Origin of the sequence: Kitasatospora sp. NBC_01250, from assembly GCF_036226465.1 — a bacterium.
GTDB lineage: Bacteria > Actinomycetota > Actinomycetes > Streptomycetales > Streptomycetaceae > Kitasatospora.
Window position 1 is genome coordinate 563910 of record NZ_CP108476.1, and the last position, 17508, is coordinate 581417.

Here is a 17508-nt window from a genome sequence, read left to right on the forward strand (position 1 = left end):
GCCGCTGTCCCCCCGGATGTCGTGCGATCGGTGGACTGTCCCAGGCGGCTGCCGACGGTGCAATGGAGAAGACCGGCCCCGGGCTCGGCCGGCAGACCGGAAAGGAACCCCTGCTCATGGCATCCACCACCGTTGCCCGCTACCTCCTCGGGCGCCTGAACGAACTGGGCATCGACCATGTCTTCGGTGTACCGGGTGATTTCAACCTGGGCTTCCTGGACGACGTAGCGGCGGACGACACGATCACCTGGGTCGGGGCCTGCAACGAGCTCAACGCCGGATACGCCGCCGACGGCTACGCCCGGGTGCGCGGCGCGGGAGCCGTGGTCACCACCTTCGGCGTCGGGGAGCTGTCGGCGATCAACGCCGTGGCGGGCAGCTACGCCGAATCCGTGCCCGTGGTCGCGATCACCGGCATGCCCGCCACCGATGTCGCAGCCGCCGGCGCGGTGCTGCACCACACCCTCGGTGACGGCGACTACCAGCACTTCTCCCGGATGTTCGCCGAGATCACCGTGGCCCGCACCACGCTCTGTGCCCACAACGCCGCCGCCGAGATCGACCGCGTCCTCGGCCGGCTGCTGCGGCACAGGCGGCCCGTCCACATCAACCTGCCCACGGACGTGGTCACGGCCCCCTGCCCGCCACCCACCGCCCCGCTGACCGCCACCGAGGACCCCGGCACGGATCCCGTGATCCTGAAGGCCTTCGTCGCACACTGCGCGCGTCTGCTCGCACCGGCCCGCACGGTCACCGTGCTCACCGGCCACCACATCGACCGCCACCACCTGCACGACACCCTCGCCGACCTCGTCGAAGCGGGCGGCAGCGGCATCCGGACGGCGGCCTTCTGTCTGGGCAAGGGCACCCTCGACGAGACCAGCCCGGCCTTCGCCGGCATCTACACCGGCGCCCTGAGCAGCGAGAGCACCCGCCGGGCGGTGGAGGAGGCCGACTGCCTGATCCTGGCCGGTGCCGAGCTCACCGACCTCGACACCGGCGGCTTCAGCCACCACCTGGACGCGACGCCCACCATCACCCTCCACCCCGACCACGCGATCGTCGGCCCCACGCGCTACGACACCCTCGGCCTCGCCCCGGCGCTGGAGGCCCTGGCAGGCCTCCTGCGCGAGCAGCCCTCGCTGCGCCCCGAACCGCGCCCCGAACCCGGCGAAGCCGCCCCCGCCCCGACCGCGGCAGGCACCGACCGCCTCACCCAGGAAGAGCTGTGGGACCGCCTCGCCAGCCGTCTGGAGCCCGGCGACATCCTCGTCTCCGACCTCGGCACTGCTTCCTTCGGCGCCCAGGAACTGCGCCTGCCCGCCGGGGCGCGGTTCATCTGCCAGTCCCTGTGGTGCTCGATCGGCTACGCGCTCCCGGCCGCCCTGGGGGCCCAACTCGCCGCGCCCGACCGCCGTTGCCTGCTCGTCATCGGCGACGGCGCCCTCCAGCTGACCGCCCAGGCCATCGGCACCGCAGCCCGCTACGGGGCCGCCCCCGTGATCGTGGTCCTGAACAACGACGGCTACACCGTGGAGCGCGCCATCCACGGTGCCACGGCCCGCTACAACGACGTCGCCGCCTGGAACTACACCGCCCTCCCCGCCGCCTTCGGGGCCGGCGACCACGCCCTGACCGAACGGGCCACCACCGGAGACGAGTTGAGCACCGCGCTCAGCCGGGCGGCCGCCGCGCACCGGGCAGGCCGCGTTGCCCTCGTCGAAGCCGTCCTCGACCGCGAGGACACCCCGCAGCTCCTCGACGCCGTGTGCCGGCGCCTGACCTCCCAGAACGCCTACTGAGCACCAGGGCCACCGGAATCGAGGAAACCTCATGAAGATCGCACGCTGCACCGACGGAACCGCCACCTTCTGGCCGTGATCCACCCCGGGGACGACACCGCCCGCCCGCTCATGGGCACGTTCGCCGACTGGGCCCCCGCCCTGACCGCCGACCCCACCAGCACCCCGCCCTGGAACGGCGCCCGGCGTCCCCTGAACGGTCTGCGCCTCCTCGCCCCGGTCGAACCGACCACGAAGATCGTCTGCGCGGGAGCCACCTACGCGTCCCACCTCCTACGGCTCGGGCTGAAGGTGCCGGACGAGCCCACCGCCTTCCTCAAGCCCTACCAGGCGATGATCGGTCCCGGCGAGGACATCGCCTACCCCGCCGTGACCAACGCGCTGGACTACGAGGCCGAACTCGTCGCCGTCGTCGGCTCCACCCGCATCGCGGATCCCCGCGACCCGCTGCGCGACGTCCTCGGGTACACCGTGGGCAACGACGTCTCCGCCCGTGACCTCCAGTTCGGCGGCGCCTTGGGCGGAATCGACCTGTTCTCCGGCAAGGTCCTCGACCGCACCACCGCCGTCGGACCGTGGATCGTCACCCGCGACGAATTCGGCGACACCCATCCCGACCTCGCCATCACCCTCACGGTGGACGGTGAAGAGCGCCAGCGCGACCGCACGTCGAGCATGATCTGGGGCACCGGCGACCTCCTCACCTACGCCGACGCACGCACCAGCCTGCACAGCGGCGACCTCTTCTTCACCGGCACCACGGCCGGGGTCGGTCATGAGACCGGCGCCTACCTCCAGCCCGGGCAGCAGGTGACGGTGACCGTCGAGGGCATCGGCACCCTCACCAACACCGTCGGCCCCCGACCCGCCACCGCGGACCGGCACGCGGGCGGCAAGGCAGGCGGCTGACTCTGCCCCTGTCGAGCGGAGAAGGCAGGATTCGAACCTGCGTGGGCCTGAGCCCGACCGGGACCAGCGCCCCGGTCCCCGATCAACCACTCCGGGCACCTCTCCCCCAGGGTCCGGCCCACCGATTCGCTGCGGCCCGTTCCCTGTTGAGAACAACGATGCACCCTCGCCCTGACCCGGTGCTGACGCCCGCCTGACGTTCAACGCCGGACGAGGGCCTCCCACTCCTCCCGGGTCGGACCGTCGTACCGTGGCACGAAGTCCGGGTGGGCGGCCAGCCAGGCGGTGACGTGGCGGTCCACCTCGTCGGTGCCGTAGGCCTCCTCGGCGGTCTGCAGGAGGTGGCGCACCTTCGCCCGGGCCCGCATGACGACGGGGTCCTCGAAGGCGCAGGCGGCCACGGCGGCGGCCCGTCGCTCCGGGACGGGTGAACTCTCGGCGAGGCGTTGGGCGTTGGCGCGGTCGGACGCCACCTGGGCGTCGAACCAGGGGCGCAGGGCCTGGGCCGTCCAGGTGTGGTGGACGGTGGGGTCAGCGGCGATCTCGTCGGCGTGGGCGGCGAGGTGCTGGGCGGTGAGCAGGCCGAGGGCCACGCCGTGGCCCATGGTGGGGTTGGTGTGGACGAGGCTGTCCCCGGCGTTGACCAGGCCCGTGACGACGGGCCCCTCATCGTCGACGAGGGAGGTCCAGCGGTTGTCCAGGCCGGCCATCGCCAGGACGGCCGACTCCGGTTCGGCGGCCAGGTCGAGCCAGGCGGCGCAGGCGGGGAAGCGACGGGCGGCGGCCTCGAAGACGGCGGGGTCGGTGAGCGCGCCGCGGGTCGGATCACCCGTGGAGAGCACCAGGTTCACCGCGAAGGTGTCGTTGTCGGACGGGAAGACGCCGGCGAGCGCGAACGCCGCGGCCGAGCCGTTCTTCACCCCGGGGTCCCGCGGGCCGTCGGCGCGCAGGCGGAACCAGCGGCACAGGTAGGCGATCCCGACGCGGTGGCTCTCCACCACGGGTGGGCGGCAGCCGGCCGCGGTCAGCCAGGCGGGGACGGGCGAGCGGCGGCCGCCGGCGTCGACGACGAGGTCCGCCGGGTGGGTGTCCGCGCCCACCAGCACGCCGGTGACGCGGGCGGGGCGGGCGGCTCGGCCCGTCTCGATCGCGAGGCCGCGCACCGGGCGGCCTCGCCGGACGTCAACGGTGCCCTCCCGCCGCACGGCCGCGGTCAGAGCGGCCTCCACCACGATGCGGCGGGTGCGCAGGGTCACCAGGTCCTCGTCGCCGGCCCGGTACGGCGGGTGCTCGCCGAACCAGTCGAACTCGTGGTACTCCCGGGCTCCACGGGCCAGTACGTCCGCGTAGACGTCGGGGGTCTCGGTGCGCAGCACCGTGCGCACATGCGCGAGGAGCGAGTGGGGCTGGACGGCCTGCGGTGTCCGGGGCCGGTTCCAGTGGAAGAAGTCCTGGTCCAGGTCCGCGCCGGCCGCCCGCGCCTCCTGCTCGAACAGCGTGACCCGGTGGCCCCGCCTGCCGAGCATGAGCGCCGTTCCCAGCCCGCTGATACCCCCGCCGACCACCGCAACCCGCGCCACTGAGGCTCCCCTTCGCGTCGTGTTGCAGGATGATCTTACCGGTCGGCGATCTCCGCCCTGCGACCGGCTCCCGGGCTCGCCCCTCCGCCGTCCACGCCACTCCTGAGCCGCGGAGCACGCAGGGGGTGGGGCAGGCGCTGGATATTCATCGGAAGACGATCACACAACACGCCGCCGCGCTGGGAGAGTTCCGCGCGAGGCCGGTAGGGTCCGAGATGGAGCCAGCCCCACAGACCCCGAGCGAACGGAACGGCTGTGAAGCACATCAAGCTGCGTGACCTGGACGTCTCCCGGATCGGCCTCGGCGCCATGGGCATGTCCCACGGCTACACCGGCGCCGGAACCGACGACGAACAGTCCGTGCGCACCATCCACCGCGCCATCGACCTGGGCGTCACCCTGCTCGACACCGCCGAGGTCTACGGCCCCTACACCAACGAGGAGCTCGTCGGCCGGGCCCTGCAGGGCCGCCGCGACAAGGTCGTGCTCGCCACGAAGTTCGGCCTGATCTCCCACACCGGCCGCCCGAGCGGGCCCGACAGCAGCCCCGCCAGCATCCGCGCCGCCGTCGAGGGCTCCCTCAAGCGCCTGGGCACCGACCACATCGACCTGTACTACCAGCACCGCGTCGACCCCGGCACGCCGATCGAGGAGACGGTCGGGGCCCTGGCCGAGCTGGTCGCGCAGGGCAAGATCCGGCACATCGGCCTCTCCGAGGCCGGGCCCGAGACCATCCGCCGCGCCCACGCCGTCCACCCGGTCACCGCCGTGCAGTCCGAGTACTCGCTGTTCACCCGCGACCCCGAGGCCCGGGTGCTGCCGGTGCTGCGCGAGTTGAACATCGGCTTCGTGCCCTTCTCCCCCCTGGGCCGTGGCTTCCTGACCGGCACGATCCGCTCCACCGACCAGTTCGACGCCAACGACTTCCGGGCCGACAACCCCCGCTTCACCGAGGAGAACTTCCAGCACAACCTCCGCCTGGCCGACCAGGTCGCCGCCATCGCCGGCGAGATCGACGCCTCCCCGGCCCAGGTCGCACTCGCCTGGCTGCTGGCACAGGGCGACGACATCGCGCCCATCCCCGGCACCCGGCGCGTGGCCCGGCTGGAGGAGAACACCGCCGCCGACGCCGTCCACCTCACCGACGACCAACTCGCCCGGCTCACCGGTCTCCCCCCGGCGGCCGGGGACACGCACAACGAGGCCGGGATGCGGATGATGGAACGCTGACCCGCCCGCGGCCGGCCGCCCCGACGCCGTCCACGGCCCGGTGTCCGCAGCGGCCGTCAGCGACTCCCCGGGCCGGCCTCCCCGTCGGTCACGAGGAAGTCGGTGACGAGGAAGTCGGTGACGAGCCGGCGTGCGTAGGCTGCGTCGAGGCCGGCCGGGCGGAAGAGGATGCGGTACATCAGGGGGGCCACGACGCGGTCCATGACCGTCTCGACGTCGGGTGCGTCCTGCTCACGGGCGCGGACCCGGGCGAGCACCAGGTCGATCTGTTCGGCCGCGTAGACCGAGCACTGGCCGGCGTTGCTGCCGTCCGGGTCGCCGAGCAGGACGTCGCGGGTGTAGGCGCGGCCCGCGGGCGAGGCCATCTCGTCGAGGAACTGTTCGGCCCAGGCCGTCAGGTCGGAACGGAGATCACCGTGGTCCTCGGGCGCCGTGTCGGGCCGCAGACGCTCCACCGCGACGTCGGAGAGCAGCTCCTGCAGGTCGCCCCAGCGGCGGTAGATCGTCGACGGCGTGACCTCCGCGCGCTGGGCGACCAGCGGCACCGTCAGCGCCTCGCGCCCCACCTCCGCGAGGAGTTCACGTACAGCGGCGTGCACCGATGCCTGGACCCGGGCGCTGCGCCCGCCCGGGCGCACCATCTGCTTGCGACTCATACCAACCACCTTAAAGCACAATCCTAGCGTTTAGGGCGGCGCGGGCCGGACCGCCCGAGTGCCGTTCGACGGCTCCCCGGCCTGGTCCGGCCCGCGCGCCGTGCTCAGGCCACCGGGGCGAGCGCTCGGGCAGGCCGGGTCTGCTCGTAGGCGTGGCCGACGCGCAGGAGCGCGCGCTCGCCGAGCGGCCGGCCGAGCAGTTGCATGCCGATCGGCAGGCCCGCCGTGTCATGGCCGACCGGGACGGACAGGGCGGGCACCCCGACGATGTTCGCGGGGGCGGACAGCCGCACGAGCGCGTCGGAGACGGATTCGACCGTGCCGTCCGACCAGGTGACCGTCTCCTGGTCGGAGGCTGCCGCCGTCATCGGGACCGCCGGGGCGGCGATCACGTCGACCGTCTCCAGCAGGCGCGCCCACTGCTCCCGCATCATGGTCCGCGCGCGCTGGGCGCGCACGTGGTCCACGGCGCTCATCAGCTCGCCGGCCTCCAGCAGGATGCGGACGTCCGCCTGGTACAGCTCGGGCGCCGCCCGCAGGGTGCGCTCGTGGTAGGCGGTGGCCTCCGGCACCAGCAGTCCCCACAGGATCGGTTGGACGTAGCGGGTCATCGGGATGTCGATCTCGACGAGCTGCGCACCGAGCGCCGCCAACTGCCCGATGGCGCGCCGGACGGCAGCCGCCACCTCGGCGTCCACGTGGTCGAAGTAGTAGGTGCGCGGCACGCCGACCCGCAGCCCCGTCAGATCCGTGTCCTGCCCCGGCCGGTAGTCCAGGGCGGAGGTGTGCAGCGAAGCGGGGTCACGCGCGTCGTGTCCGGCCAGCGCGGTCAGCACCAGGGCCGCGTCCTCCACGGTCCGGGTGATCGGGCCGACGTGGTCCAGCGCCCAGGACAGGGACGTGACGCCGTGCCGGGGAACGAGGCCGTAGGTCGGCTTGAGGCCGACGACCCCGTTGAGCGCGGCGGGCACCCGGATCGATCCGCCGGTGTCGGTGCCCAGGGCGAAGGTCGCCGTGCCCGCGGCGACGGCGACGGCGGACCCGCCGCTCGAACCGCCCGCGACCCGGCCGCGGTCCCAGGCGTTCCTGGTCTGCGGGGTGGTCAGGCCGTAGGCGAACTCGTGGGTGTGCGTCTTGCCGAGCAGGACGGCGCCGGCCGCCGTCAGGCGCGCGGCGACCGTGCTGTCGGCCTGCGCGCGGTGGTCGGCGCGCACCTGGGAGCTGGCCGTGGTGGCCCAGCCGGCGACGTCGATCAGGTCCTTGAGCCCCATCGGGACGCCGTGCAACGGCCCGCGGTGGCGGCCCTGCGCCACCTCAGCCTCGGCCTCGCGCGCCGCCCGGCGCGCCTGCTCCGCATCGAAGGCGACGTAGGCGCCGAGGAGCGGCTCGACCTGCTCGATGCGGGTCAGGACGGAGTCCACCAGCTCGACCGGGGACAGCTGCCGGTCCCGGATCGCATCCGCGGCGGCAGCGAGGGAGAGCTCATACGGCTGCATCGTGCTTCTCCTCTCCGGCGCGGTAGGCACCGGCGGGCGGGGTCTCCCCGAAGTCCAGCTCCCGCAGGATCGCGACGATGGAATGGATGTGGTTGACGGTGGCCGCGACCGCGGCGTGACGCTCGGCGGGCAGTACGAGCCCGCCACGGGCGGCCCAGCGGGCCGCCTCCGACGGCGTGAGGTCGGCGTCAGGGACGGACGCCGGCAGGGGTGTTGGTGCGGAGGTGGACACGGATGGTGACGCGGACGCTGACATGGGCGTTCTTCCTGATCGGGGTGGGCACACGGAGCACTCCCACACCAAAAGCTAACGGTTTGCTTTAGCCGACAGTAGAGCCTAGGGTTCCTTAAAGCAAATAGATTGCGTTTACCCGCAAAGGGAGCCCCATGCCCAGCGTCCTGTCCGACGCACCCGCGCACCGTCCCCTCCGGCCCGCCCGTGCCCGCACCACCTCCTTCGCCCTCAACTCCTCGATCCTGGTGGCCCTGCTGGCGGCATCCAGCGCCCCGACGCCGCTGTATCCCGTCTACCAGGACCGGTGGGGCCTGACACCCCTCGCCGTCACCGTGGTCTTCAGCGCCTACTCCCTGGCGCTGCTGCTGGCCCTGCTCACCACCGGTTCCCTCTCCGACCACCTGGGACGGCGCCCCGTCCTGGTCGGCGCCCTGCTCGCGGAGGCCGGCGCCATGGTCCTGCTGGCCACGGCGCACGGCGCAGGCTCCCTGACGGCCGCTCGGGTCGTGCAGGGCGCGGCCACCGGCGCGGCCACCAGCGCGGCGGGCGCGGCCCTGCTCGACCTGGCGGACGCCCGACGTCCGGGCCGCTCGGCCCTGGCCAACACCATCGCCCCGATCGCGGGCATGGCCGCGGGCGTGCTCGCCGCGACCCTGCTGGTCCGCTTCGCCCCCGCCCCCACCATCACCGTCTACGCCGTCCTGGCGGGCCTGTTCCTCGCCCAGGCGCTCGCGGTCACCGCCACCGCGGAGACCGCCCACCGCCACCCCGGCGCCCTGCGGTCACTGCGCCCGCAGCTCAGCCTCCCGCCCACCGTCCGCCGCGCGCTGTCGACCGTCGGCACCGGGGTCGTCGCCGTCTGGGCGCTGGGCGGCTTCTACTCCTCCCTCGGGCCGGCCCTGGTACGCCTGGTGGCCCCCGACGCTCCCCAAGCCGCCCGCGGCCTGGTCTTCTTCACCCTCAGCGCCGCCGCGGCCCTCGCCGTGTGGACGCTGCGGGGCGCGGCGCCGCTCGCCACCGCGATCGGCGGCTGCCTGTCCGTGCTGCCCGCCGCGCTGCTGACCCTGAGCGGTCTGCACGGCGCCGGACTGCCCGCCGTCTACGGCGGCGCGGCGCTGGCCGGCATCGCCTTCGGCGCCGTCTCCCAGGGGGCGCTGCGCCTGATCCTCGACTCCCTCGACGAGCGCGACCGCGCCGCCTCGCTGGCCGCCTACTACGTCCTCAGCTACCTCTCGATGAGCCTGCCCGCCATCGCCGCCGGTGCCGCCACCCAGCGCTACGGGCTCGGCACCGCCGCCCACGCCTACGCCGTGATCGCCGCCCTCCTCGCGGTGGCAGCCCTGGCGGCGCTCGCCCGGTCACGGCACGCGGCACCCCGCACCACACCCGATCACCTGCACTGACAAGAACAGACCAGCAGACGAGAACAGAGGAAACGACCGACCATGACGACTTCCCGCACCGCCGCCATCCCCTCCTGGACCGTGGGCGGGCTCACCGTCCACCGCATCGACGAGGTGCTGCTGCCGCCGGCGACCGGACCGTGGCTGCTGCCCGACGCCACCCCCGAGGTGGTGACCGGTCAGGACTGGCTGCACCCCCACTTCGCCGACCACGAGGGCATCCTGCACCTCGACAGCCACAGCTTCGCCGTCACCGTGGGCGGGCTGCGCGTCCTCGTCGACACCGGCATCGGCAACGGCAAGGAGCGGGCCAACCCGGCCTGGCACGACCTGCGCACCGACTACCTGGAGCGCCTGACCGCCGCCGGCTACCCGCCGGACTCCGTCGACCTGGTCGTCATCACCCACCTGCACGCCGACCACGTCGGCTGGAACACCCGGCAGGTGGACGGCGAGTGGGTCCCGACCTTCCGCAACGCCCGCTACCTCACCTCCCGCACCGAGCGGGAGTTCTGGGCCGGCTACGCCATGGAGGACGCACGCCGGCAGATGTTCGAGGACTCCGTGATACCGGTCGAGCAGGCCGGGCTGCTGGACCTCGTCGACGTCCCCGCCGAGGGCGCCGAGATCGTCCCGGGCCTGCGCCTGCTGCCCACCCCCGGCCACACCCCCGGCCACGTCGCCGTCGAACTGACCGGCCAGGGCGAGCGGGCGCTGATCACCGGCGACTGCATCCACCACCCGGTCCAGCTCGCCCACCCCGGCATCGGCGCCTGCGTCGACATCGACCCCCAGCAGTCCGAGGCCTCGCGCCGCGGCCTGCTCGACTCCCTCGCCGGCACCGACGCCCTCGTCCTCGGCACCCACTTCGCGCCGCCCACCGCCGGGCGCGTGGTCAGGCACCAGGACGCCTACCGGCTGCTGCCCGTTCCGGCGCTCTGACCGGACACTCCGTCAACGCGGCCGGTAGTAGCGGTCGATGGGCACGCGTGCCTCGTCGAACAGGGCCGGGCCGTCCTGCGCCACCGTCGGCCACTCTCCCGACTGCGGGTTGAGCTGCACGAGTTGTCCGGTGGAGAGCGCATGGACGACCCGGCCGAGGCCGGAGCGGACGATGCCGCCGGCACACATGCCGCACGGCTCGCAGCTGGTGTACAGGGTGGTGCGCGCGGCCGTGCGCGGATCGAGTTCGCGGGCCGCCCAGCGTGCGAGCTTCAGCTCCGGGTGGGCCGTGATGTCGTTGTCGCGCCGCACCGTGTTGTGGGCTTCGGCCAGGACCGTGCCGTCGCTGCCGGCCAGCAGCGAGCCGTACGGGGCGTCGCCCACGGCAACGGCGCGGGCCGCGACGGCGATGGCGCGTCGCAGGAGGACTTCGTCGTCGGCGGTGATCATGATGCGCTCCTCCAGCGGCCGGCCACCTCGGTGAGTGCCTGCCAGGCCGTGTGGGGTCGACGGATGTCCCGTGGATCCCCGTGGTAGGGGTCGAGCACGACGGTCTCGGCTCCGAGCAGCCGGAGTTGGTGGAGATCGTCGAGGATCTGCTCGATGGTCCCCACACCGGCGGGCCGCTCGGGGTCGTCGACCGGGGCGGTGGTCAGCCGAAGCGCGATGCGGGGCGCGAATCCGCCCACCGAGTGGTCCGCCAGGACCGCACGCATCCGGGCCACGGACAGCCGCAGCGGGTGCCAGGCGTCCCCGAACCGCGCGGCGCGCCGCAGCGCCGCCGGACTGTGGCCGCCGATCCACAGCGGGACCGGGGCGAGGCCGTCCTCGCTCCCGGCGCGCCAGGCCTCCCGCAGGGTGGCCAGGTACTCGTCGGTCAGCCGGCCGCGCTCGGCGAACGGCACCCCGAGCGCGTCGAACTCCTGCCGCGCCCAGCCGACTCCCGCCCCGAGCACGAACCGGCCGCCGCTGAGCCGGTCGAGCGTGGTGGCCATCCGCGCCACCACCAGCGGATTGCGGTACGGGAGGATCAGCACGGTGGTGCCCAGTCGCACGGCGGTGGTGACCCCGGCCAGCCAGGCCAGCGTGGTGAAGGGCTCGTAGAACGGCTCCGGATACCGCTCGGCCACATCCGGGGTGACGACCACGTGGTCGGAGACCGTGAGGAGGTCGTAGCCGAGCCCCTCGGTGATCCGGGCCCAGTCGCGCAGCACGCCGGGGTCGGTGCCGGGCCCGAAGTTCGGTACGTTGACGCCAAGTTGCATGGCTCGAGGCTATCCCGGCGATCATGGCGCACGGAACGGAGAGTTCCTGGTCGTGGCGGGTGTTTCCCGTGGTTCTTCCGGTAGATTCCCAATGTGACCGTGAACCTTGACGACATAGACTGGGCGATCATCGCGCACCTGCAGCAGGAGGCCCGCCTCTCCCTCAGCGAACTGGGCCGGCGGGTGCGGCTCAGCCCGTCGGCCACCACGGAACGCGTGCGGAACCTGGAGTCGCAGGGCGTCATCACCGGCTACCACGCCGTGGTGGACCTGACCAAGGTCGGCTATCCCGTGCTCGCCGTCGTCCGGCTGAAGTACCCGGGCAACCGCCACGAGCCGCTGCGCCGGCTGCTCGCCGAGCGCCGCGAGATCCTGGAGTGCCTGCGCACCACGGGCGACGACTGCTACACCCTGAAGGTGACCGCGACCTCGATGGAGCACCTGGAGACGCTCATGGACGAGCTGGCCGGGTTCGGCAGCACGACCACGAGCGTCGTCTACAGCCGGACGCTGCCCTACCGCGGGCCGGACCGGCCCTGAGCAGGCGTCACGAACAGCCGAAAGGCCCGGCCCCTCAGACCTGGCGCAGCCCGATCCTGCGGCCCGCGATCCGGGTGACGGCCAGGCACATCCACCTCTCGCCCTCGCCCTCGCCCCTCTCCGATTCCGCGGCCACCCGGGTGCGCAGGTCGGCGCTCACGTCCGCGTCGGCGAGGCTGGTGGTCAGGCCCGCCGCCAGGACGTTCCAGCAGCGCCTCAGGTCACCGCTGGTCCCCTCGCTCTCCAGCAGCGCCGGGACGCCCGGGGCGGTGGCCAGCGGGCCGGTCGGCGTGATGCGGTAGACCAGCTGGCGCCCGTCGACCAGGTAGTCCATCGGGATCGCCCACGCGTCCGAGCGGTCCAGGTAGCCGAGGTAGCCGACGTTGCGGACCCCGAGGGCGTCCCAGCACTCCTGCTCGGTCAGGCGGGTGATCATCAGCCGGGCATCCGCGGGCACCGACCCCGACTCCTCCCGCTCCCCCATGAGTTGGTCGTAGCTCAGGTCGAGCACCGCCGCGATGCGACGCAGTGCCGCCGGGTGGAAGTCGAGATCCAGCCGCTGCAGGAGGTGGGTGTACTCCAGCGACATGCCGGCGCGGTGCGCGACCTCCTCGCGGCTCAGTCCCAGCTCCTCGCGCCGGCGTCTGATCCGCTCGACCACCTGCGCGTGGGTGGGCAGATCGCTGCTGGCACCGGCCGCTGCCGTGGCGTCGGTCACGTACTCCCCGTTCCGGGTCGAAGTGGGCTTTCGGGCAGGGCACACACGGTAGTTGACGCCGCGGCCCAGCCCGATCACCGCGCGAGGCGCCACGCGACCGGGCACCGTTCTTCATCCGCCTGGCGCAGTCGAGTGCCCGGGAGAGGAGCCCGGCACGGCTCTGACCAGCACCGCAGCGGGGAACCGGCGCCAGCTGCGGTCCCGGCCGTCCGGATTTGACTCCGCTGGCGATCATCACACATAGTGCCCGCATGGCTGGATATCTGGTGTCGCGCAGGCACATCGACCTGCGCCGCGTGACGGCGACAAGCTGTCGCGTCGGCTGCTGACCCCTTTTTCCACGCCGTCCACCGGCCCCGCTGACGTCATCTGACGCTCGCCGCGCCGGTCCGTTTCCCACCGAGGCCTCCCGCTGCCGAGCGGGTTCCCCGTGGTTTCCGGCTGTACGCCGTGCCCCGCACGACCCTTCCCTCGCACCGATCCGTCCTCCGGCCGTCCGCTGCCGCCCGGTCCGTGGTCCCCGACCCCGGGCAGCCGCGGCGCGCGTTCCCGGCCTGCCCTCACCTGCCCAGGAGTTCCCATGCGTCCGCGTCTCGTCCTCGCCGCCACCGTCAGCACCGTCGCCGCCCTGCTCTCGCTCACCGCCTGCGGCAGCGGCTCCGGCAAGAGCTCCGCGGCCGACAACCCGTACCAGTTGGCGGTGCCCGGCACGATCCGGGTCGGCACGCTCTCCGACGCCCCACCGAACGTGTTCCTCAAGGACGGCAAGTTCACCGGCTTCGACAACGACCTGTTCACCGCCGTCGCGGCCAAGGCCGGCCTCAAGGTGGAGTTCGCCGCGACCGACTTCTCCGCCCTGCTCGCCGAGGTGGCCAACCACAAGTTCGACGCGGGCAGTTCGTCCATCACGATCACCGACGCCCGCAGGAAGACGGTGGACTTCACCAACGGCTACGACTTCGGCTACTTCGGGCTCGACGTGCCCGCGGGCTCCTCGGTCACCAGCTTCGACCAGCTGGCCGGCAAGCGCGTCGTGGTGGTGCAGGGCACCGTCCAGGACGACTACGCCACGAAGAACGGGCTGAACCCCGTGCGCGTCCCCGACTACAACAGCGCGCTCAACCAGCTCAAGGCCGGGACGGTGCAGGGCTGGATATCGCCCGCCGAGATCGGCGAGCAGAGCGCCAAGGACAGCGGCGGCAAGGTGGTGCTCGCCCAGACCAAGCTGAGCTCGGAGCCCACCGCCTTCGCCGTCGCGCACGACCGGCCCAAGCTGCTCGCCGCGCTCAACAAGGGCCTCGACGAGGTGATCCAGGACGGCACCTGGACCCGCCTGGAGGAGCAGTACTACCCGGGCCGTGCCGTGCCGGGCGACTTCAAGCCCGGCAGCGGCACCGTCGACTACCCGAAGGTGACGACCGCGAGCACCGCGCCGTCGCCGGGTGCCTCCGCGACCTCCTGATCGCGCCGAACCGACTCCGCGGCCGTCGTCGCGACCCGCTTCGCGACGACGGCCGCACCCGACCGAACAGGAGAGTGCTGTGGACCAACTCGGCACACTGGCAGACACGTTCTTCGACTGGGGATCGATGCGCTCGGCGATCTCCGACCTGCTCACCACCGGCGTGCCCAACACGCTGATCCTCTCGGTGACCTCCGCCGCCATCGGCACCCTGGTCGGGCTGCCGCTGGCGGTGGCGGGCACCGCCCGGACGAGGTGGCTGCGCTGGCCGGCCCGGGTCTACACCGACCTGTTCCGCGGGCTGCCGTCCGCGGTCACCATCCTGCTGATCGGTGTCGGCCTGGCCCCCGAGGGACTCCAGATCTGGGGGCCGAACCCCTACCCGCTCGGGATCCTCGCGCTCTCGCTGATCGCGGCCGCCTACTTCGGCGAGATCTTCCGTTCCGGGATCCAGAGCGTCGAGGCCGGCCAGCTCGAAGCCGCACGGGCACTCGGCTTCTCGCACGCCTCGGCGATGCGGCTGGTGATCATCCCGCTGGGGATCCGGCGGGTGCTGCCGGCCTGGGTCAACCAGCTCATCGGGCTGATCAAGGACTCCAGCCTGATCTACTTCCTCGGGCTGACCGCCGATCAGCGCGACCTGTTCCGGATCGGCCAGGACGCCGCGGCCACCTCCGGCAACGAGTCGGCCCTGCTCCTGGCCGGCCTCTTCTACCTGCTGCTGACCGTGCCGCTGACCCACCTGGTCAACGTGATCGACCGACGGCTGCGCAACGGGCGCACCAGCGCCGAACCGACGGACGCCGACGGCGTCGCCGACGGCGCCCCGGTCCCTGCCGCCCGACCCGAACCCGTGTCCGACACCGCACCGGACACCGCACCGGACACCACGCCGGACACCACGCCCGAGGGAGCGTCGCATGCCTGACGAACCGACCGCCACCGGTTCCGGCGACGCGCGGTTCGCCGCCGTCAGCCTGGCCACCCGCGACCTGCGGCTCTCGCTGGGCGGCACCGCGATCCTGCGCGGCGTGGACATCGACGTCCCGCGCGGCGAAACACTGTGCGTCATCGGCCCCTCCGGCTCGGGCAAGTCCACCCTGCTGCGGGCGATCAACCGGCTGGTGGAGCCCGACGGGGGCGAGGTGCTGCTGGACGGCGAGAGCGTCCTGCACCGCCACCCGGACCAGCTGCGCCGTCAGGTCGGCATGGTGTTCCAGCAGTTCAACCTCTTCCCGCACATGACCGTGCGACAGAACCTGACCCTGCCGCTGCGCAAGCTGCGCGGCCTGTCCCGCGAGGAGGCGGACGCGACGGCCCTCCGCCAGCTCGACCTGGTCGGCCTGCGCCACAAGGCCGGCGCGCGCCCGGGCCGGCTCTCCGGGGGCCAGCAGCAGCGGGTGGCCATCGCCCGCGCGCTGGTGATGGAACCCCGGGTGATGCTCTTCGACGAGGCGACCTCCGCCCTGGACCCCGAGCTGGTCAAGGAGGTGCTGGCGCTGATGGCCGACCTGGGCCGCGCCGGGATGACCATGGTCGTCGTCACCCACGAGATGGGGTTCGCACGCGAGGCCGCCGACCGCGTCGCCTTCATGGACGCCGGAACGGTGGTGGAGTCCGGGGCGCCCGAGTCGCTCTTCGAGGCGCCCCGCAGCCCCCGGCTGCGCCGCTTCCTGTCCAACCTGCTCTGACCGCTCGGACCGCTCGGGCCCACCTGCGGCGCATCGGCACCGCCGCTGACGGGCGTCAGCGGCGGTGCCGGCCGCCCCTGCGGGCGAACACCGGGGTCACCCGCACCGGGAGGAACAGCCGGGCCACCTCCCTGCCCAGGCTCATGCCGATCGCCAGGGCCATCGCCATCGCGACCGCGCGCCCGACCCGGCTCAGCCCGGCCTCCGACTCGCCCCGGACGAAGGCGAGCATCCCGAAGTAGAGCGCCGAGCCGGGCAGCAGCGGCCCGAGCGCGGCGGTGATGTGCGGCAGCGCGGAGTTGCCCCGGTAGCGGGCCATCAGCTGGCCGAAGAGCCCGACGATTCCGGCGGCCACCCCGGTGGCCACGATCGACTCCCCGCCGGCGTTGACCAGCACGCCGTACGTCGTCCAGCCGACCGCACTGTTGAGCAGCACCAGCGGCAGCGTGCCCGGCTCGGTGTTCAGCAGCACCGCGAAGGCCAGGGTGAGCACCATCGCCGCCGCCAGCTGCACCGGCGGGTACGGCTCCCCGGCCGGGGCGTCCCGGGCCGCCAGCGCCGCACCGTTGCTGACGCCCACGTAGAGCACGGTCATCACGCCGATCACCACGCCCGCCATCAGGAAGACCGCCTCCAGCAGGCGGGCGGCAGCGGTGAGGTAGAAGCCGGCCAGACCGTCCTGGACCGCCGCCACCATCGGCCAGCCCGGTAGCAGCGCGTAGAGCCCGCCGGTGATGACCACCGAACCGCGCAGCTGCAGGCCGTTGAACGACAGCAGGATCCCGATCGCCGCGGCCGGCGTCGCGGCGAGGACGAACTGGTAGAACGCCGGGAGGTCGTGGCGCGCCACCAGCGCCGCCAGCCGGTCCCCCACCAGCGCCGTGACGAAGGCAAGGGCGAACACCAGCCACGCCCGCGCGTCGACCCGCCCGCCGACCAGCAGCGTCGCGGAACCGGCCAGCAGCCCGGAGGAGAACACCAGCAGCCAGCCGGGGAACCGGTGATGATGACGGCTCAGGACCGCGAGCCGTCGGTGGGCGTCCACCACCTCGACGGTGCCCGCCGCGACCTCGGTCACCAGCCGGAAGACAGCCGCCAGCCGCGCGTAGTCCCCGGCGGGGCGGCGCACCGAGCCCTCGGCCGTCAACGGCGGGTCGGCCGGGCCCGGCTGGTAGGAGATCCTCACCCGGGTGAAGGTCACCTGGGGATCGCACGGGCGCAGCCCGTAGGAACGCGCGACGGCGAGCATCGCCGCCTCCACGTCCTCGGCGGCCTCCCCACTGGCGAGCAGCAGTTCACCGACCGACAGCGCGAGGTCCAGCACGGCCGCCGCCTCGGCCGGCTCGGGCCGGTCCGCCTCGGCGAGGTCCGGCACGAGCGGCCGGTCGGCCGTCGGCGTGCGCAGCAGCGGCAGCATCCGGTCCGGCCAGGGCACCACGACCGCGGGTGACAGATCGTCATGAACGGCATCGGCGGCATGCCGCGGACCCGGCACCCGCGGCGGCACCCTCCCGGGCCCCGGCCGCCCGCTCGCCTCGGCGTGCGCGCCGAGCTGACCATCGTCCGACACCACCGCTCC

17 protein-coding genes and 1 tRNA gene are annotated in these 17508 nt (G+C 73.1%); 9 read left to right on the forward strand and 9 right to left on the reverse strand.

All coding sequences use genetic code 11. The features are described from left to right. Positions 1-116 precede the first annotated feature (116 nt). On the forward strand, positions 117-1802 hold the full coding sequence (locus OG500_RS02705; RefSeq protein WP_329576078.1) for an alpha-keto acid decarboxylase family protein: 1686 nt from the start codon (positions 117-119) through the stop codon (positions 1800-1802). A 75-nt stretch (positions 1803-1877) separates the two neighbouring features. Next, entirely contained in the window at positions 1878-2711 is an 834-nt protein-coding gene (locus OG500_RS02710; protein ID WP_329576081.1) for a fumarylacetoacetate hydrolase family protein, read from the forward strand. Between the two features lie 16 nt (positions 2712-2727). On the opposite strand, the gene OG500_RS02715 is transcribed toward OG500_RS02710, so the two are convergent. Both OG500_RS02715 and OG500_RS02720 read right to left on the reverse strand, forming a co-directional pair. Then, positions 2728-2816: transfer RNA gene (locus OG500_RS02715), tRNA-Gln, on the reverse strand. Between the two features lie 95 nt (positions 2817-2911). Then, on the reverse strand, positions 2912-4291 hold the full coding sequence (locus tag OG500_RS02720) for an FAD-dependent oxidoreductase (protein ID WP_329576084.1): 1380 nt from the start codon (positions 4289-4291) through the stop codon (positions 2912-2914). A gap of 255 nt (positions 4292-4546) precedes the next feature. On the opposite strand from OG500_RS02720, the gene OG500_RS02725 reads away from it, so the two are divergent. Then, on the forward strand, positions 4547-5521 hold the full coding sequence (locus OG500_RS02725) for an aldo/keto reductase (protein ID WP_329576086.1): 975 nt from the start codon (positions 4547-4549) through the stop codon (positions 5519-5521). Positions 5522-5577: 56 nt separating this feature from the next. Here OG500_RS02725 and OG500_RS02730 read toward each other — a convergent pair whose 3' ends face one another. The 3 genes from OG500_RS02730 to OG500_RS02740 all read right to left on the reverse strand — a co-directional run bounded on the left by OG500_RS02730 (position 5578) and on the right by OG500_RS02740 (position 7905). Then, positions 5578-6177 (reverse strand): TetR/AcrR family transcriptional regulator, encoded by a 600-nt coding sequence (locus OG500_RS02730; RefSeq protein ID WP_329576089.1) that lies wholly within the window; start codon positions 6175-6177, stop codon positions 5578-5580. A 104-nt stretch (positions 6178-6281) separates the two neighbouring features. Continuing rightward, positions 6282-7673, reverse strand: coding sequence for an amidase (locus OG500_RS02735; RefSeq protein ID WP_329576092.1), 1392 nt, complete (start codon positions 7671-7673; stop codon positions 6282-6284). Continuing rightward, positions 7660-7905: a hypothetical protein gene (locus OG500_RS02740; protein WP_327064732.1), complete on the reverse strand. Its 246-nt coding sequence runs from the start codon at positions 7903-7905 to the stop codon at positions 7660-7662. Before OG500_RS02740 ends, OG500_RS02735 begins: the two co-directional genes overlap by 14 nt. Before the next feature lie 155 nt (positions 7906-8060). Here OG500_RS02740 and OG500_RS02745 point away from each other — a divergent pair, with 155 nt between their 5' ends. Continuing rightward, positions 8061-9311 carry an MFS transporter gene (locus OG500_RS02745; RefSeq protein ID WP_329576097.1) on the forward strand — a complete coding sequence of 417 codons (1251 nt, stop codon included), beginning with the start codon at positions 8061-8063 and terminating at the stop codon, positions 9309-9311. Between the two features lie 42 nt (positions 9312-9353). Beyond that, the gene (locus tag OG500_RS02750) at positions 9354-10253 is read left to right on the forward strand and encodes an MBL fold metallo-hydrolase (protein ID WP_329576100.1); all 900 of its coding nucleotides are present in this window, start codon (positions 9354-9356) and stop codon (positions 10251-10253) included. 12 nt (positions 10254-10265) lie between these two features. Here OG500_RS02750 and OG500_RS02755 read toward each other — a convergent pair whose 3' ends face one another. Both OG500_RS02755 and OG500_RS02760 read right to left on the reverse strand, forming a co-directional pair. After that, positions 10266-10703, reverse strand: coding sequence for a nucleoside deaminase (locus OG500_RS02755; RefSeq protein WP_329576103.1), 438 nt, complete (start codon positions 10701-10703; stop codon positions 10266-10268). Beyond that, positions 10700-11518 carry an LLM class flavin-dependent oxidoreductase gene (locus OG500_RS02760; RefSeq protein WP_329576106.1) on the reverse strand — a complete coding sequence of 273 codons (819 nt, stop codon included), beginning with the start codon at positions 11516-11518 and terminating at the stop codon, positions 10700-10702. Before OG500_RS02760 ends, OG500_RS02755 begins: the two co-directional genes overlap by 4 nt. Before the next feature lie 93 nt (positions 11519-11611). On the opposite strand from OG500_RS02760, the gene OG500_RS02765 reads away from it, so the two are divergent. Next, positions 11612-12058, forward strand: a complete 447-nt coding sequence (locus tag OG500_RS02765; RefSeq protein WP_327064737.1) for an Lrp/AsnC family transcriptional regulator — start codon at positions 11612-11614, stop codon at positions 12056-12058. A 34-nt stretch (positions 12059-12092) separates the two neighbouring features. Here the strand turns inward: OG500_RS02765 and OG500_RS02770 are convergent, their stop codons facing one another. After that, positions 12093-12776, reverse strand: a complete 684-nt coding sequence (locus tag OG500_RS02770) for a pyridoxamine 5'-phosphate oxidase family protein (protein ID WP_327064738.1) — start codon at positions 12774-12776, stop codon at positions 12093-12095. Positions 12777-13356: 580 nt separating this feature from the next. On the opposite strand from OG500_RS02770, the gene OG500_RS02775 reads away from it, so the two are divergent. The 3 genes from OG500_RS02775 (at position 13357) to OG500_RS02785 (ending at position 15929) form a co-directional block, all read left to right on the forward strand. Continuing rightward, positions 13357-14238 carry an ABC transporter substrate-binding protein gene (locus OG500_RS02775; protein ID WP_329576111.1) on the forward strand — a complete coding sequence of 294 codons (882 nt, stop codon included), beginning with the start codon at positions 13357-13359 and terminating at the stop codon, positions 14236-14238. A gap of 79 nt (positions 14239-14317) precedes the next feature. Continuing rightward, positions 14318-15166: an amino acid ABC transporter permease gene (locus OG500_RS02780; RefSeq protein ID WP_329576113.1), complete on the forward strand. Its 849-nt coding sequence runs from the start codon at positions 14318-14320 to the stop codon at positions 15164-15166. After that, positions 15159-15929: an amino acid ABC transporter ATP-binding protein gene (locus OG500_RS02785; RefSeq protein WP_327064741.1), complete on the forward strand. Its 771-nt coding sequence runs from the start codon at positions 15159-15161 to the stop codon at positions 15927-15929. The genes OG500_RS02780 and OG500_RS02785 overlap by 8 nt, the downstream gene beginning before the upstream one ends. Before the next feature lie 55 nt (positions 15930-15984). On the opposite strand, the gene OG500_RS02790 is transcribed toward OG500_RS02785, so the two are convergent. Then, positions 15985-17499 (reverse strand): threonine/serine ThrE exporter family protein, encoded by a 1515-nt coding sequence (locus tag OG500_RS02790; RefSeq protein ID WP_327064742.1) that lies wholly within the window; start codon positions 17497-17499, stop codon positions 15985-15987. Positions 17500-17508 lie beyond the last annotated feature (9 nt).

Coding starts and splice junctions, on each gene's coding strand:
- OG500_RS02705 (WP_329576078.1), top strand. CDS start 117: ATGGCATCCACCACCGTTGCCCGCTACCTCCTCGGGCGCCTGAACGAA.
- OG500_RS02750 (WP_329576100.1), top strand. CDS start 9,354: ATGACGACTTCCCGCACCGCCGCCATCCCCTCCTGGACCGTGGGCGGG.
- OG500_RS02730 (WP_329576089.1), bottom strand. CDS start 6,177: ATGAGTCGCAAGCAGATGGTGCGCCCGGGCGGGCGCAGCGCCCGGGTC.
- OG500_RS02735 (WP_329576092.1), bottom strand. CDS start 7,673: ATGCAGCCGTATGAGCTCTCCCTCGCTGCCGCCGCGGATGCGATCCGG.
- OG500_RS02755 (WP_329576103.1), bottom strand. CDS start 10,703: ATGATCACCGCCGACGACGAAGTCCTCCTGCGACGCGCCATCGCCGTC.
- OG500_RS02775 (WP_329576111.1), top strand. CDS start 13,357: ATGCGTCCGCGTCTCGTCCTCGCCGCCACCGTCAGCACCGTCGCCGCC.
- OG500_RS02760 (WP_329576106.1), bottom strand. CDS start 11,518: ATGCAACTTGGCGTCAACGTACCGAACTTCGGGCCCGGCACCGACCCC.
- OG500_RS02745 (WP_329576097.1), top strand. CDS start 8,061: ATGCCCAGCGTCCTGTCCGACGCACCCGCGCACCGTCCCCTCCGGCCC.
- OG500_RS02785 (WP_327064741.1), top strand. CDS start 15,159: ATGCCTGACGAACCGACCGCCACCGGTTCCGGCGACGCGCGGTTCGCC.